Here is a 14875-nt window from a genome sequence, read left to right as displayed (position 1 = left end):
TCGTTCCCGGGGCGTCCTGCGTTCTCGTGCCGCGCCTCCCGGGGCGTCCTGCGTTCTGGCGCCGCGCCTCCCGGGGTGGTCCTGCGTTCTGGCGCCGCGCCTCCCGGTCGACGACCCGGGCGGGGAGGAGGTCAGGCGTCGACGGTCTCGAGGAAGGTGCGCAGCAGATCGGTCACCTGGTCGACGGGCAGGAGCGACGAGGCGTGGTCCTGGCCGACCAGCGAGTAGAAGACGGCGGCGGGCATGCGGCGGGCGGCCTCTTGGGACTCGCGGTGGCGGTCGACGTCGCGCGTGCCGGCCAGCAGCAGCGTGGGGACCTCGACCGAGTCGAGCTGGGGGATCGTGAGGCCGCCACCGGTCTCGGCCGCGGTGAAGAAGGCGGCCAGGGCGATCGGATCGTCCTGCATGAAGGCCAGACGGGTCTCGGGGTCGATCGGACGGCCGATCGTCTCGCCCCAGCGGTCGACGAAGCGGGCCATGCCGCCCGTCGTCAGGGCGTCGTGCCAGTCGGGGGTGAAGGTCGCACCGATGTTGCCGTTCATCGGGGCCCAGCTGCCGCCGATGGTGGTCAGGGTGCGGAGGCGCTCGGGCTCGTGCGCCGCGATCGACAGCCCGATGCGGGCGCCGAACGAGTAACCGATGTAGTGCGCGGGCTCGAGGCCGGTCGCGTCCAGCACGGCACCGACGTCACCGCGGTGCAGGTCCATCGCGTACGACTCGGAGTCGTGGGGCTTGCCGCTCTTGCCGTGGCCGCGCATGTCGAGGGCGACCACCGTGAAGTCGCGCTGCAGGTCGCGCAGGTAGCCGAGGCCCCGCCAGGTGCCGCGCGAGAGGCCCGAGCCGTGCACGAGCAGCAGGGGCGGGCCCTCGCCGTCGACCTCGTAGGCGATCTCGGTGCCGTCGACGGGGTTCGGGGTGGTCGCACGCATCCCGACAGTCTGGCAGCGCCGTGCAGCTCGTGCAGGTTGTGGTCGTAGTGCTCGCTGCGCTCGTTCTGCTCGTTCTGCGCGCTGCGCGCGCTGCGCTGACTCTGTGAGTTCGGCGTGCTGCGCTGACTGAGAGCCTTCAGCGTGCTGCGCCGACTGTGTGCGTTCGGCATGTTGCGCTGACTGTGCGCGTTCGGCGCGCTGAGCGGGCTGAGGCGTTCTGTGCGCTGCGCTCGTTCTGCTCCCGCCGTGGCCGTCTCGAGGCTGCTCGCGGTGGGGGTTCGTCCGAGGCGTCGTGTCGCGTTCGGTGTCGGCAACTCCTCCTCGATGCCGCCCGCGCCTCCCCTGAGCGTCACCACCGGCCGCGGCGGCATCCCGGCACAGGAGTTGCCGACCCGGTCGGTGCCGCGCGGGCGGGTCCGACGTCGTACCCGATGGAGGTATCGGGGCAGCCGGGGCCCTCGGCTCGGTCGGGGGTGGGCTGCGACGACGCAGGCCCGGCCCTCCGGAGGGGGAGGAGAGGAGGCTGGACGCATGGTCGAGGCATGGACGGCGGCTCAGATCCGCGAGGCGGAGCGCCCGCACCTGGAGGCGGGGGAACCTCTGATGAGGCGGGCTGCCGACGGACTCGCGGACGTCGTGCGCGAGATGGTGCGCGCCTCCTCGCGTTCTCGGGACGGTCGTGCGGGTCGGGTCCTGCTGCTCGTCGGAAGCGGCAACAACGGGGGTGACACGCTCTACGCCGGGGAGTCGCTCGCCCGCGAGCTCGTGCCGCAGGGCGGCGCGGTGACCGTGGTGCCGGTGGGGTCGCGGGTGCACGAGGCCGCCCTGGCCGCAGCGCTCGCGGCAGGGGTCGTCCCCGACGACGTCGAAGCGTGGTGCGATCCCGCGGTCGTGGCGGCAGCTCTGCCCGAGTACGACGTGGTGCTCGACGGGCTGGTGGGGACGGGCTCGAACGGTGTAGGGCTGCGGGGGGACGCGCTGCGCGCGGTGCGGGCGGTGCTGCCGGTGGTCGCGGGTGCGACGCGGGGTGCGGGTGCGGCTCCGGCGCCGGGGAGGGGCGCCGGAGCGGAGGCGGGGTCGCACCCGGGTGGAAGCGCAGGATCGACGGGCGCCCCTGCGGCGCCTGTGCCCCGCGTGGTCGCCGTCGACGTTCCGAGCGGCATCGGAGTGGACGACGGGACGCTCCCCGATCCGGTCTTCGTGCTGCCGGCGGACGTCACGGTCACGTTCGGTGGCCACAAGGTCGGACTGCTCGTGAGCCCGGGCGCGGAGTGGGCGGGGCGCATCGTGCTGGTCGACATCGGCATCGGCGCTGACCTCGCGCGCATGCCCCCCGCGGTCTCGATCGTCTGACCTCCGTCCCGTCCCCTCTCGTCCCTGTCCTGTCCTGTCCTGTCCTGTTCCGCCCTTCATCCCGCCTCCCGCCTCCCGCCTCAGACCCTGGGTGGCAACTCCTGACTGCTGCCGTCCCGAGGTCGTCCGGTCGCGGTCCGGTCACGATGCGCGCGCCTCACGCAGGAGTTCCCGGCACCTCCCCGGCACGGTCGGCGACTCCTGTCGACGTGCGGCGCCGGGCCGCCGGCTCCCGCCGACCGCGCTCGGGCTCGGCAAGGGCCAGGAGTTCGCGACGACATGCCCGCCGAGACCGTGGAAGGTCGCACCGGCTCGGAGTCGTCTCGTCCCCAGAGGGCTGCATCCGCCGTCCGTCCCCGGCACGAGGTACCTGGACGAGACGGTGCCCGAGACTCGGACACGCTCGTGGACATGACCACCATCACCGAACTGGTCTCGTCCGCCGGAGGGCTGCTCCACAAACGCGACCTGGTCGCCCACGGGGCGACGGACCGACACCTCACCGCCGCCGTTCGATCTCGCACCGTGAGCAGACCTCGGCGGGGGTGGTACTCCGCGTGGTCGTCCCACGACCCCCGTTACGTCGCGGTGGCCGTCGGTGGTCGGCTCACGGGTGCGTCCGCCCTCCACCTGCTCGGTGCGTGGTCGTGGTCGTCGCGCCGACCACCCGTCACGGTGTCGGTGCCCGAGACGGCCTCGCGCCTCCGGAGGCGTCGAGGGGTCCGAGTCGTGTGGGACCCCGTCGAGTTGAGCGGCCGGGGTTCGACATGGGCGGTCGATCCTCGCGACGCCCTGGCTCGGGCGGTCGTCGAGGCGCGAACTTTCGAAGACGCGGTGATCCTCGTCGACTGGGCGAGGGATGCGGGCATAGTCCATGACGATGACGATGCCGCCGAGGTGCTGTCCCGCAAGAGGGCGGACGCTGCCGGCCTCGTCGCATGGAGCGAAGGAGGCGCGGAGAGCATCCTCGAGAGCGCCGCCGGAACGAGACTCCGGCGCGCAGGACGACATGTCGTGCGTCAGGTTCCCATCGAGGGGACGAGCAAGATCATCGACATGGTGGTCGACGGGATCATCGGCTTCGAGACCGACGGAAGAGCACACCACGAGCGGCGCTTCGACGAGGATCGGGTCAAGGACGCCGACATCGCCCGTGACGGTCGGGTCCCGTTCCGGGCGAGCGCCAAGATGGTGCGGGACAGGTGGCGTTCCACGGCCGAGGCGATCGATGCACTGGTTCACACTGCGGGCGGTCCGCGTCCGGTCGAGGATGTCGGCAATTCCTCCTTGCCGCGGGTGCTCGGGCCCCGGGGCCGCAGGCTGTGGCGGCTGGCGGCTCCTCGACGGCTCACCGGTCAGGAAATGCCGACGGGGTGAACCGGGGGACGGCCATCCGGGCCCCGCCGGACCCAGCCCAGCCCCGCCCGGCCAGCCCAGCCCAGCCCAGTCCGGCCCGGCCCGGCCCGGCCCGGCCCGGCCCGGCCCGACACAGCCACGTCAGCGCCGCGGCGGCTCCTTCGACGAGGGGACGACCGAGAGGGGAGTCGTGATCGTCTCGAGCGACTTGCGAGCCGCGTCGACACCGAAGATCAGTGCGATGACACCGCCGACGAGCATGACACCGGCACCCAGGAAGTACCCGCCCGTGAGCGGCCCTCGGTCGCTGCCGTCGCCGATGAGGGCGCCGTACAGGCTGGGAGCCACGGCGCCGACGATCTGGCCGAGCGCGAAGAAGTACCCGATCACCTGACTCCTGAGCTCGAGCGGGAAGATCTCGCTCACCGTCAGGTACGCCGACGAGGCGCCTGCCGAGGCGAAGAAGAACGAGACGCTCCAGAACGCGGTCTGCGTCGCGGCGTTGAGCACGTCCGCCTGGAAGAGGATCGCCGACACGGCCAGCACGGCGGCCGACACGGCGTACGTTAGGAAGATCATCTGACGCCGACCCCAGCTGTCGAACAGGGGCCCCAGCACGAGCGGTCCGAGCAAGTTGCCCACGGCGAAGATCAAGAAGAAGTACTGCGTGCTGCTGGGGCTCGTGCCGTAGAAGTTCTGCAGCACGAGCGCGTAGGTGAAGAAGATCGCGTTGTACAGGAACGACTGCGTGATCATCATGGCGGCGCCGACGAAGGTGCGCTTCGGGTAGTCGTGCACCAAAGTCCGGACGATGGTCCCGAACCCGATCCGCCCTGCGGCGACGACCTCGATGGCCTGGTCGTCCGACACGGGCTCGAGGTGGTCGGTGCCCTTGTCGCGTTCGACCCGGGCCTCGATGTCGTCGACGGTCGCCTCGGCCTCCTTCTCGCGGCCGTGGGTCATCAGCCATCGGGGGCTCTCGGGGATGTGTCGCCGAAGGTAGATGATCGCGAGCCCGAGCACCGGGCCGATGAAGAACCCGATGCGCCAGCCGACGTTCTCGGCGAACAGGTCGGGGTTCAGCAGGAAGATGTTGGCCGTCGCCCCGAGGGCCGCACCGCCCCAGTACGTCCCGTTGATGGCGATGTCGACACGGCCTCGGTACTTCGACGGGATCAGCTCGTCGATCGCCGAGTTGATGGCGGCGTACTCTCCACCGATGCCTGCCCCGGCGAAGAACCGGAACACGGCCAGGAAGAAGAAGTTCGGCGACAGACCGGCGATGGCGCTCGCCACGAGGTAGATCGCGAGGGTCAGGATGAACAGCTTCTTGCGCCCGAGGCTGTCGGCCATGCGTCCGAAGATCAAGGCCCCGAAGACCTGGCCGACGAGGTAGATCGTGCCCAGCAGGCCGACCTCGGCCGCGGTGAGCCCCAGGTCGGCCTGGAACCCGGCTGACGCGACGATCTGGATCTCGAGTCCGTCGAGCACCCACGAGAACCCCAGGCCCACGACGATCGACCAGTGGAACCTCGTCCACGGCAGACGGTCCATCCGGGCCGGGACGAGGCTGCGCGTGCTTCCGCCCGGGGCGCCGTTCGGCGAGGTGGTGGGTGAGCTGGTCATGGGTCGGCCTCCCGGTGGTGCCTGACGACGAGTGCGCAGTCTGCAACTGTGCATGATCTGCACGTGCACGGACGCTACTCGTGCTCGAAGCCCGTGTCCGGGTCGGCGTGCACGTCGAGGAAGCAGGCAGCCCGAGGAGTGGCGTGTCGGCAACTCAGGACTCCCGGGGAGGCGCGGGCCGAGAAGACAGGCACCCGGACGCGGGGCGCACCCCCGGGCAGGAGTTGCCCACAGCCGCGGAGGTCGAGGAGGCGCGGGGGCGGAGATCACGACGCCGGCGCCGTCGCACAGTCGCTTGCGCAGAACCGTCAGCTCGACGGCCGTCGGTGGTGCGACGGTCCACGTCCTCTCGGCCCACCGTCACGACGACGAACTGCCGACGGTCGGCGCCTCCCGGAGTGGGAAGTCGTGACCATCGGCAGCTCGGCAGCTCGGCAGCTCGGCAGCTCGGCAGCCGCGACGCGCAGCGCGCGACTCGCGACATGGGGCGCTGACGCGATACGCGGGGGCGCTGACGCGCGACGGCGGCCGCGACGCGCGGCCCGCGCGACGGCGGCCGCGACGCGCGGCCCGCGCGACGGCGGCCGCGACGCGCGGCCCGCGCGACGGCGGCGGCGTCGCGCGGCCGCGACCCGACCGGCTAGTGCGCGACGACCGGCTCGGCGCCCTCGACGACCGGCGGGCGCCGCACGAAGAACGACCCCGCGACGGCGAACACCGAGATGATCGCCCCGACCAGGAACGCGGCGCGCACGCCGGCTCCGGTCGCGGCGGCTCCGGCGCCCGACTGGCTGGCGGCCGCGGTGGCCGCGAGGGTCATCACCGTGACGAACACGGCCGTGCCGGCGGCGCCGGCCAGCTGCTGCACCGTGCCGACGATGGCGCTGCCGTGCGAGTACAGGTGGGACGGCAGCGACCCGAGGCCCGACGTGAACAGCGGCGTGAACATGAAGGCCAGGCCGATGCTGAGGGCGACGTGGGCGCCGAGCACCATCGGGATCGGCGTGGACTCGGACACCGTCGACATGAACCACAGCACGGCGCTGACGAGGGTGGTGCCGGGCACGAGCAGCACGGTCGGGCCGTACTTGTCGAACAGGCGTCCCACGACGGGCGACAGCAGGCCCTGGACGAGACCGCCGGGCAGCAACAGCAGTCCGGTGGCGAGCGGGTCGAGGCCGTGCACGTTCTGCAGGTAGATCGGCAGCACGATCAGGGTGCCGAAGAGGGCGATCATGCCGACGCCGAGCACCGACGCCGAGATCGTGAAGGTGCGCGACGAGAACGTGCGCAGGTCGAGCAGGGCGCGGTCGCGACGCTGCAGCGAGCGCTGACGCAGCACGAAGGCGACGAGGGCGACGACGCCGACGGCGAGCGGCACCCAGGCGGGCACGGCGGCCTCGGCTCCCTCGCCGATCGAGCTGAGCCCGAAGACGATGCCGCCGAAGGCGAAGGCCGACAGGATCACCGAGGTGACGTCGAGCGGCACCTTCTTCGGTGTGGTGACGTTCTTGACGCGGGCGGCGCCCAGCGCGAGCGCGGCGAGGGCGATCGGCAGGACGAGGATGAACATGAAGCGCCACTCGAGCACGCTCAGGATGACGCCCGAGATCGTCGGACCGATGGCCGGGGCGACCGAGATGACGATCGAGATGTTGCCCATCGTGCGGCCGCGCGTGGCCGGCGGCACGAGGGTGAGCACGGTGGTCATCAGCAGCGGCATCATGATCGCCGTGCCCGAGGCCTGCACGACGCGTCCGAGCAGCAGCACGCCGAAGCCGGGAGCGATCGCCGAGATGGCCGTGCCCAGGCTGAACAGGCTCATCGCGGCGATGAACACCGGGCGGGTGTTGAAGCGCTGCAGCAGGAAGCCCGTGATCGGGATGACCACGGCCATGGTGAGCATGAAGCCCGTGGTCAGCCACTGACCGGCCGTGACGGTGATGTCGAGGTCGCGCGTGAGGCTCGGCAGGGCGACGCCCATGATCGTCTCGTTCAGGATCACCACGAAGGCGGAGACGAGCAGCAGCCCGATGACGAGCTTGTTGCGGGCCTCGGTGCCGGCCTGGTCGTTGTCGGCGCCCGCTGTCGCGGTCTCGCCGGATCGGCCGTCGCCGGATCGGCTGTCGCCGACGGTCGTCGGGGGAGAGGGGTCGATGCTCAAATGGGGCTCCTCGGAGGTGACGGCGGGTGTGCCTGTGCGACCGAACGTACGAGACGGTCCGGTTCTTCCCGATCCGTCACGAACGCCCCGCCGTCACCCCGAGGAGGCGCGGTGCGGGTCGGTCAGACGTCGCGTCGCTTCACGAGCGCGAGCGCCAGGCCGAAGAGCACCACGACCCACCCGACGAGCACCAGCAGGGCGCTCCACGGTTCGAGGACGAGGGCTCCGTCGGGGCTCGGCAGCGTCATCGCCGACTGGCCGGAGACGACGTAGTCGTAGAGCCGGGCGGCAGCGTTCGGCGGGATGATCTCGGCCAGCGTGTAGACCCACGCGGCGTCGACGAACGCCGTGAAGATCTGCACGATGATCGGCAGCACGAAGACCAGGCCGACCGAGGCCGCGATGGCGCCGGCACCGTTGCGGATGATCGCACCGAGCGAGAAGGCGATCATGCCGGTGAAGGCGATCGATGCCGCGGCGCCGAGCACGCTGCGCCAGAGGGCATCGTCGCCGAAGTCGACCGTGATGTCGTTCGACGGCAGGATCGCGCTGTTGATCAGCAGGGTCAGGACGAGTGCGACCAGCGACACCACGAAGAGCGTCACCGCGATGACCACGAGCTTGGCGATCACCGCGGGCAGGCGCTTGGGCACCGTCGAGAAGGTCGACCGGATCATGCCCGTGCCGAACTCGCCGGTGATCACCAGGGCGCCCAGGATCGACGCGACGAGCTGGCCGAAGACCACGCCGACCGAGACGGACTGCGCGACGATCTGCTGCTGTTGCTCGGTGCTGGCCTGGCCGGCCTCGAACAGGCCCGCGCTCAGGGCGAACAGCGCGCCGAAGCCGACGATGATGACGACCATGATCGACAGGCACCACCAGGTCGAGCGCAGGGTACGCAGCTTGATGACCTCGCTGCGCAGCACGCCGCCGAAGGTGAGCTTCGAGGTCGGGCGGGCCGGCCGGTCGCGGTGGCGGGTGGGGGTCGTGGCGGTCATCGGGTCGCTCCCTGGGGGGTCTGCGTGTCGGGGGCGACGTGGCTGCCTCGCGCCGCGCCTCCTGCGTGGTATTCGACGGAGTCCTGCGTGAGGGTCATGTACGCGTCCTCGAGCGAGCGGACCAGCGGGGTGAGCTCGTGCAGCACGACGCCGGACGAGGCGGCGAGGTCGCCGACCCGCTCGGCGGTGATGCCCCGCAGCTCGACGACGCCGGGCTCGACGGCCGTGACGGCGACGTCGGGCCCCTGCAGCAGCGAGACGAGGTGGTCGGCATGCGGGCTGCGGACGCGGACGGCGTCGCCCGAGGCCTGCGAGATGACGTCCGAGATCGGGGAGTCGGCGAGCACCTTGCCCCGCCCGAGCACGATGAGGTGGTCGGCGGTCTGTGCCATCTCGCTCATCAGGTGAGACGAGAGGAACACGGTGCGGCCCTCGCTCGCGAGGAAGCGGGCCAGGGTGCGCACCCAGACGACGCCCTCGGGGTCGAGGCCGTTGACGGGCTCGTCGAGGATGACGGTGGCCGGGTCGCCGAGCAGCGCGGCGGCGATGCCGAGGCGCTGCCCCATGCCGAGCGAGAACCCGCCGACGCGCTTCTTCGCGACCGATTCGAGGCCGGTCAGGGCGATCACCTCGTCGACGCGCTTCTTGCCGATGCCGTGGGTGGCACCCATGGCCAGCAGGTGGTCGTGCGCACTGCGACCGGTGTGCACGGCCTTGGCGTCGAGCAGGACGCCGACCTCGTGCAGGGGGGCGGCGTGGTCGGCGAACCGCTTGCCGTTGACCGTGACGCTGCCGCTGGTGGGGCGGTCGAGCCCCACGATCATGCGCATGGTGGTGGACTTGCCGGCGCCGTTCGGGCCGAGGAACCCGGTGACGAGACCGGGGCGGACCGTGAAGGTGGCGTCGTCGAGCGCGCGCTTGTCTCCGTAGATCTTGGTGAGGTTCCGGGCTTCGATCATCGCGTGCGTCCTGTCGTCGGCATGCTGAGGGGTGTCCGCATCGCCCCAGGCTAGGGGCGCGGTGTGTCCGGGGGCATCCCCCGCCCGGCCGAGACCTGCGGATGACGGCATGGTCCGCTCGGTGGACGCCTCGTCCAGGGGTCGACCCGTTACAGTCGTCCCTCGTGATCGCCGACACCCTGCTCGCCGCCCTGCCCGCCTCGACCGGCGGGGGGTTCGTCCTCTTCAACCCGGACGAGCTGCTGCCCGCCCTGGGCCCCTGGGCCCTCGCAGGCATCTCGCTGATGGTCTTCATCGAGTCGGGCGTGCTGTTCCCCTTCCTGCCCGGCGACTCGCTGCTCTTCACCGCCGGCGTGCTGCACGAGGCACTGGGGCTGCAGGTCTGGGTGATCGCGCTCTGCGCCTTCGTCGCCGCGGTGCTGGGCGACCAGGTGGGCTACTTCCTCGGCAACCGCTTCGGCCGCCGCCTCTTCAAGGACGACGCGCGCATCCTCAAGACGGCCTACCTCGAGCGCGCCGAGGCCTTCTTCGCGAAGTACGGCGGCACGAGCTTGATCCTCGGTCGGTTCGTCCCGATCGTCCGCACCTACGTCCCGCTGGCGGCCGGGACCGCAGGCTACCGGTACCCCAAGTTCCTGCTCTTCAACGTGACGGGCGCCTTCCTCTGGGCCGTGGGCATGACGGTGCTCGGCTCGCTGCTCGGCGGCATCCCTTTCATCCGCGACCACATCGACGTGCTCGCCGTCGTGCTCGTCGTCCTGTCGGTCGTGCCGATCGCCCTGCACGCCCTGCTCGCCTGGCGCCGGTCGCGCCGCGAGGCCGCCCTGACCGAGCTTCGTACCGCCGACGTCGGCGACGACGCAGGCACCCGTCCCGGCTCGGCCGGCCGCCCCGAGTGACCGGCACGCCGCTCGGCTCGGTCGACGAGCTCGTCGCCCGGGCCCTGGCGGTCCACGCCCGGACGCAGGAGGCGCGGCTCGGCTCCTCCGTGCACCTCGCCTCGGCCGCCGGGTCGGCCCCGACGCCCGTCCGCACCCTGATCGGCGTCGCGGGTGAGCCCGGTGGCGGCAAGAGCACGGCGGCCGCGTCCGTCGTCGAGGGCCTCACGCGGGTCGGGGTGCGCGCCGCCGTCGTCCCCATGGACGGTTTCCACCTCGCCGGTGCCACCCTCGCCCGAGTCGACCGCCTCGACCGCAAGGGAGCCATCGACACCTTCGACGCCGACGGCTACCTGGCCCTGCTCGTCCGGTTGCGGTCCCGGTCGACGACGGTGTGGGCACCCGAGTACGTCCGCGGCGTCGAGGAGTCGATCGGCGGGGCGATCGAGGTCGACCCGTCCGTCGAGGTCGTGGTCAGCGAGGGCAACTACCTGCTGGCCGAGCTCGCGCCGTGGCCCGAGGTGCGCTCGGCGTTCGACGAGGTGTGGTTCGTCGACACCCCGGCCGGGCTCCGACGCCGCTGGCTCGTCGCCCGCCACGTCCGCTTCGGCATGACGCCCGAGGCCGCCGAGGCCTGGGCCGCCGGTCCCGACGAGGCGAACGCCCGGCTGGTCCGGGCCACCCGCGCCCGGGCCGACGTCGTCGTGGACGCCGGCCGCCTCTGGCCCGACGCCTGACCGACCCCCGGTGTCGGAGGTCGGTCCTAGGGTGGACGACCATGCGCCTGTTGTTGATCCGCCACGGTCAGACCCCCGACAACGTCGAGGGCGAGCTCGGCACCGTCGCCCCCGGCGTGGGGCTCACCGACCTCGGTCGGCGCCAGGCCGAGGCGCTGCCCGTGGCCCTCGCCGACGAGACGATCGGTGCGCTCGCGGTCAGCACGCTCGTGCGCACGCAGCTCACCGCGGCTCCTCTGGCCGCCGCCACGGGACGGACGCCGGCGGTGCTCGACGGGCTTCGCGAGGTGAAGGCGGGCGATCTCGAAGGCCGCAGCGACGCCGAGGCGGTCACGGCCTACATCGGCTGCGTCTTCTCCTGGGCGGCGGGCGACCTCGACGTGCGGGTGCCCGGTTCGGAAGACGGGCACGAGTTCTTCGCTCGCTACGACGCGGCGCTGGCCGACCTGATCGCCGCGGGCGAGCGCGACGGTCACGAGACGGTAGCCGCCGTCAGTCACGGTGCGGCCATCCGCGCCTGGGTCGGTTCGCGGGCGGTCAACGCCGACGACGAGTTCATCCGGCACCACCTGCTCGAGAACACGGGTGTCGTCACGCTCGAGGGCACCCTCGACCGCGGCTGGCGACTCCAGACCTGGCAGGGCCTGCCCGTCGGCGGTGCGGGGCTGCTCGACCTCGACGCCCCCGACCCGACCGGCGAGTCCTACTGACGCTCCGCCCGACCCTCCGCCCGACCTTCGATCGGGCGGCTGACGGGCACGGCTAGGCGAGCAGGCGCTCGAGTGCCGGCCCGGCGAACTTGCCGTCGGGGTCGACCTCGTGGACGAGCGCGGCGAAGTCGGCCAACCGGGGGTACGCCTCGACGATCGCCGCGTGGGGCAGGGCCGACAGCTTGCCCCAATGGGGGCGCGGGGCGAACGGGGCCAGCGCCTCCTCGACGCGGGGGACCAGGGCGGCGACCTCGGCGGGGTGCTTCTTCCAGGTGAAGGCGATGCCCAGGCTGTCCTGCGGCGTCGGGCTCAACCAGAGCGAGTCGCCCGCGACGGTGCGGGTCTCGCAGGTGTAGAGGTGCGGGCGCAGCTCGTCGCCGAGGCGTTGCACGGCGCGGAGGGCGGCCGGTCCGTCCTCGAGGGCGACGAAGTGTTCGCTCTGCAACTCGGAACCCACCGACGGGGTGGCGTCGATGCGGAAGTGCGGCAGCCGGTCGGCCCACGACCCCACGCTGCCGTCCATCGGCGTCGACTTCGTGCCGGTGACCTCGGCGTGCTCGTCGACCGGGGCGGGGCGGGCACCCCACAGGTCACGGGGCATCGACACGTCGGCGAGGCCCTCGGGCACGCGCGACTTGACCAGCACCTCGCGGATGCGGTGGTCGAACTCGTGGAAGAAGCTGACGCTGTAGCCGGCACTCATGACGTCGAGCAGGTGATCGTCGACGCTCGACCAGGGCAGGTCGACGTAGGTGTCCTGCCGCATGCGGAACCCGGGCTGCACGTCCAGGGTCACCCGGACCACGACGCCGAGGGCGCCCAGGGCCACGACGCTGCCGTCGAACCCCGGCTGACCGCGACGCACGGTCCGGACGGACCCGTCGGGCCCGACGATCTCGAGGGCCGAGACCGCACTCGACAGGCTGCCGAGGCCGAGCCCCGAGCCGTGGGTGCCGGTGGCGATCGCGCCGCCCACCGAGATGTGCGGCAGCGAGCCCATGTTCAGCAGGGCGAGCCCGTGCCGGTCGAGGTGCTGCGCGACGACGGCGTAGTTCGTGCCGGCGCCGACGGTGACGCTGTGTCCGTCGTCCGCGATCACCGGGTCGGCGGGCAATGCCGTGGTCGACACCAACAGGCCCGGGCCGTCGGCCACGTCGCTGAACGAGTGGCGCGTGCCCAGGGCCCGGATGCGTGGAGCCCCGGCGACGAGTTCGCTCAGCTCGTCGACCGTGCTCGGCTGCACGACCCGGGTCGCCCCGTAGCTGAAGCTGTCGGCCCAGTTGCGCTCGTCGCGTCGGGGTGGACGGAGGGTCTCGTGCGTCGTCGTCACCGGTCGAGTCTCGCACGCGCTTGCCACGCCCGTCGGGTCAGGCGGCGATGCCCTCCTCGTCCTCGCGGACGGCTACGCGTTCGTCGGCGAGCCGGGTGCGGCGCAGGCTCCAGAGGTGGGTCAGTCCGGCGAGGGCGAGCCCGGCGGCGAGCCAGAGCGAGAGCGTCAGGCCGGCCCGGCCCCAGCCCTGGCCGGGGAAGTACACGATCGACTGGGTGGCGTGCAGCCAGGCCGAACCGTTCCAGAAGGCACCCAACGCCCCGAAGAAGGGCGGCACGAGCTGCGACGAGAAGACGCCGCCCGAGCTGGTGAAGTTCAGCATGACGAAGAGCATCGTCAGGGCGGGGGTCGTCCAGTGGCGCAGCAGGGGGTGCAGGCCGATGCCGATCACCACGACGGCGGTCACGTACAACCAGCTGACGAGCCCCACGCCCCACAAACCGGTCGTGACGATGCCGTAGACGGGGCCGACGACGACGGTGCCGATCGCCGCGATCAGGGCGGCCGTGACGACACCGGCGAGGAGGCGCGAGCCGAGTCCCAGCCGGGCGCTCGCCGCCGAGATGGCCGCGGCACTCGCGTACGCGCCGACGCTCAGGGCGACGAGCAGGAAGAACAGTCCCTGTCCCGTCGGGTCGCCCTCGCCGCTCGGCACGACGTCGTCGACCTTCAGGGGCAGCCCGAGCCGGTAGGCGACCGGGCCGAACACCTTCTGCAGGACGCTCGCGGTCGTGTCGGACGCCGCGGACGAAACGTACAGGGTCGCGTCGGTGGCGCCCACCTCGAACGCACCCGAGATCTCGCGGTCCGTGATGAGCCTGCGCGCCGCGTCGGCGTCGGCGACGGTGCGCACGTCGAGGGCGTCCGGGTCGGCGTCGTTGAGCTGCTGGGCGAAGACCTCGCTCTCGGCCGAGCTGCCGACGACGGCGACGGGCACGTGGTGGGGTGTCGGGTGGCCGAAGGCGCCGAGGTAGGCGAGGGCCATGCCGGTGGCCAGGAAGAGGGGGATCAGCACGTGGAGGCCGAGGGACCGCCAGGCCGCGGCGTCGGGGCGCGGGCGGCGCGCGGTCGTGGGCCCGGCGTGTTGGTGACCGCGATGGAGGCGCGGGTCGGGTCGGTCGTCCCGCCCCCGGAGCGAGTCCTCACGGAACGAGCCGTGGTCGGGGCGCGCGCCGTCGTCCGGGCGGTGCAGGGTCAGGTCGGTGGTCGTCACGGGGCTCCTCGTGGTCGGGGGCGCCGTTGCCCGTCGGGTCTACAGTTGCATTATGCAACACAAACGATCCCCTCGGTGTTCCCGACCGTCCGCCGTTAGGCTGACCCCGTGACGGACCAGCGGGGGCAGCGGGGAATCGACACGGTCTACTCGGAGCTCGAGACCGTGTCGCGGCGGGCCGTCGCCCGCGCCCGGCACAAGAGCGCCCCGCTGTCGTTCGTCGAGCACTCGCTCGTCACCTTCATCGCGGCCCACCCCGGCTGCCGGGCCACGGACATCGCGGCGGACTTCGGCCTCAACCGCTCGACCGTCTCGCGCCAGCTCGGCGGACTCGTCGAGCTGGGCCTGGTCGAGCCCGGCGAGGAGGCCGCGGTCGAGGGGCGACGAGGGCAGGCCCTCACCTTGACCGCCCGTGGCCGTGATCTGCTCGCCCGGTCGGTCGACGCGAACCGGTCCGCCCTGGCCGACCGGCTCGAGGGGTGGACGGCCGCCGAGGTCGACGCGCTCGCCGCGGCGTTGCACCGTCTCAACTCGGCGTTCGTCGACTGACCCGGACGGCGCGTCCGGGCCTGTTCGCCTCCGCGTCCGAGCCCGTCCGGGGCCCGTCCGCGTCGTCGCC

The 14875-nt window shown here is 72.2% G+C and carries 13 protein-coding genes; 6 read left to right on the top strand and 7 right to left on the bottom strand.

The genetic code is table 11. From position 1 onward, the window contains the following. Positions 1–131 precede the first annotated feature (131 nt). The gene (locus SJY14_RS13745) at positions 132–929 is read right to left on the bottom strand and encodes an alpha/beta fold hydrolase (RefSeq protein WP_396599161.1); all 798 of its coding nucleotides are present in this window, start codon (positions 927–929) and stop codon (positions 132–134) included. Between the two features lie 603 nt (positions 930–1532). Here SJY14_RS13745 and SJY14_RS13740 point away from each other — a divergent pair. Continuing rightward, positions 1533–2282 (top strand): NAD(P)H-hydrate epimerase, encoded by a 750-nt coding sequence (locus SJY14_RS13740; RefSeq protein ID WP_255364173.1) that lies wholly within the window; start codon positions 1533–1535, stop codon positions 2280–2282. A 729-nt stretch (positions 2283–3011) separates the two neighbouring features. Next, on the top strand, positions 3012–3659 hold the full coding sequence (locus SJY14_RS13735; RefSeq protein ID WP_143048577.1) for a hypothetical protein: 648 nt from the start codon (positions 3012–3014) through the stop codon (positions 3657–3659). Positions 3660–3779: 120 nt separating this feature from the next. Here SJY14_RS13735 and SJY14_RS13730 read toward each other — a convergent pair whose 3' ends face one another. The 4 genes from SJY14_RS13730 to SJY14_RS13715 form a co-directional block, all read right to left on the bottom strand. Further along, positions 3780–5264: an MFS transporter gene (locus SJY14_RS13730; protein WP_071255109.1), complete on the bottom strand. Its 1485-nt coding sequence runs from the start codon at positions 5262–5264 to the stop codon at positions 3780–3782. Between the two features lie 640 nt (positions 5265–5904). After that, on the bottom strand, positions 5905–7422 hold the full coding sequence (locus SJY14_RS13725) for a DHA2 family efflux MFS transporter permease subunit (protein WP_396600281.1): 1518 nt from the start codon (positions 7420–7422) through the stop codon (positions 5905–5907). 128 nt (positions 7423–7550) lie between these two features. Beyond that, positions 7551–8429, bottom strand: a complete 879-nt coding sequence (locus SJY14_RS13720) for an ABC transporter permease subunit (protein ID WP_396599160.1) — start codon at positions 8427–8429, stop codon at positions 7551–7553. Continuing rightward, positions 8426–9388 (bottom strand): ABC transporter ATP-binding protein, encoded by a 963-nt coding sequence (locus SJY14_RS13715; RefSeq protein WP_043593111.1) that lies wholly within the window; start codon positions 9386–9388, stop codon positions 8426–8428. Before SJY14_RS13715 ends, SJY14_RS13720 begins: the two co-directional genes overlap by 4 nt. 164 nt (positions 9389–9552) lie before the next feature. On the opposite strand from SJY14_RS13715, the gene SJY14_RS13710 reads away from it, so the two are divergent. Genes SJY14_RS13710 through SJY14_RS13700 form a run of 3 tightly spaced genes read left to right on the top strand, consistent with a single transcriptional unit; the run spans position 9553 to position 11713 of the window. Beyond that, positions 9553–10287, top strand: coding sequence for a DedA family protein (locus SJY14_RS13710; RefSeq protein WP_396599159.1), 735 nt, complete (start codon positions 9553–9555; stop codon positions 10285–10287). Continuing rightward, positions 10284–11003 (top strand): nucleoside/nucleotide kinase family protein, encoded by a 720-nt coding sequence (locus SJY14_RS13705; RefSeq protein ID WP_396599158.1) that lies wholly within the window; start codon positions 10284–10286, stop codon positions 11001–11003. Before SJY14_RS13710 ends, SJY14_RS13705 begins: the two co-directional genes overlap by 4 nt. A gap of 41 nt (positions 11004–11044) precedes the next feature. Next, complete coding sequence (locus tag SJY14_RS13700) at positions 11045–11713, top strand: histidine phosphatase family protein (RefSeq protein ID WP_396599157.1); 669 nt, start codon at positions 11045–11047, stop codon at positions 11711–11713. Positions 11714–11765: 52 nt separating this feature from the next. Here SJY14_RS13700 and SJY14_RS13695 read toward each other — a convergent pair whose 3' ends face one another. Both SJY14_RS13695 and SJY14_RS13690 read right to left on the bottom strand, forming a co-directional pair. Beyond that, positions 11766–13043, bottom strand: a complete 1278-nt coding sequence (locus SJY14_RS13695; protein WP_396599156.1) for an FAD-binding protein — start codon at positions 13041–13043, stop codon at positions 11766–11768. A 37-nt stretch (positions 13044–13080) separates the two neighbouring features. After that, positions 13081–14256 carry a hypothetical protein gene (locus tag SJY14_RS13690; RefSeq protein ID WP_396599155.1) on the bottom strand — a complete coding sequence of 392 codons (1176 nt, stop codon included), beginning with the start codon at positions 14254–14256 and terminating at the stop codon, positions 13081–13083. 108 nt (positions 14257–14364) lie between these two features. Here SJY14_RS13690 and SJY14_RS13685 point away from each other — a divergent pair, with 108 nt between their 5' ends. Continuing rightward, positions 14365–14805, top strand: a complete 441-nt coding sequence (locus tag SJY14_RS13685) for a MarR family winged helix-turn-helix transcriptional regulator (RefSeq protein ID WP_396599154.1) — start codon at positions 14365–14367, stop codon at positions 14803–14805. The last annotated feature ends 70 nt before the right edge of the window (positions 14806–14875 follow it).

The organism is Frigoribacterium sp. R86507 (assembly GCF_044597695.1).
In the GTDB taxonomy this organism is placed as follows: domain Bacteria; phylum Actinomycetota; class Actinomycetes; order Actinomycetales; family Microbacteriaceae; genus Frigoribacterium.
The sequence above is the reverse complement of the archived record's forward strand: the minus strand, read 5'-3'. Positions and strand labels throughout refer to the sequence as shown.

Excerpts from the sequence above, each read along its gene's own strand:
- SJY14_RS13745 (WP_396599161.1), bottom strand. The coding sequence starts at position 929 with ATGCGTGCGACCACCCCGAACCCCGTCGACGGCACCGAGATCGCCTAC.
- SJY14_RS13740 (WP_255364173.1), top strand. The coding sequence starts at position 1,533 with ATGAGGCGGGCTGCCGACGGACTCGCGGACGTCGTGCGCGAGATGGTG.
- SJY14_RS13730 (WP_071255109.1), bottom strand. The coding sequence starts at position 5,264 with ATGACCAGCTCACCCACCACCTCGCCGAACGGCGCCCCGGGCGGAAGC.
- SJY14_RS13720 (WP_396599160.1), bottom strand. The coding sequence starts at position 8,429 with ATGACCGCCACGACCCCCACCCGCCACCGCGACCGGCCGGCCCGCCCG.
- SJY14_RS13715 (WP_043593111.1), bottom strand. The coding sequence starts at position 9,388 with ATGATCGAAGCCCGGAACCTCACCAAGATCTACGGAGACAAGCGCGCG.
- SJY14_RS13700 (WP_396599157.1), top strand. The coding sequence starts at position 11,045 with ATGCGCCTGTTGTTGATCCGCCACGGTCAGACCCCCGACAACGTCGAG.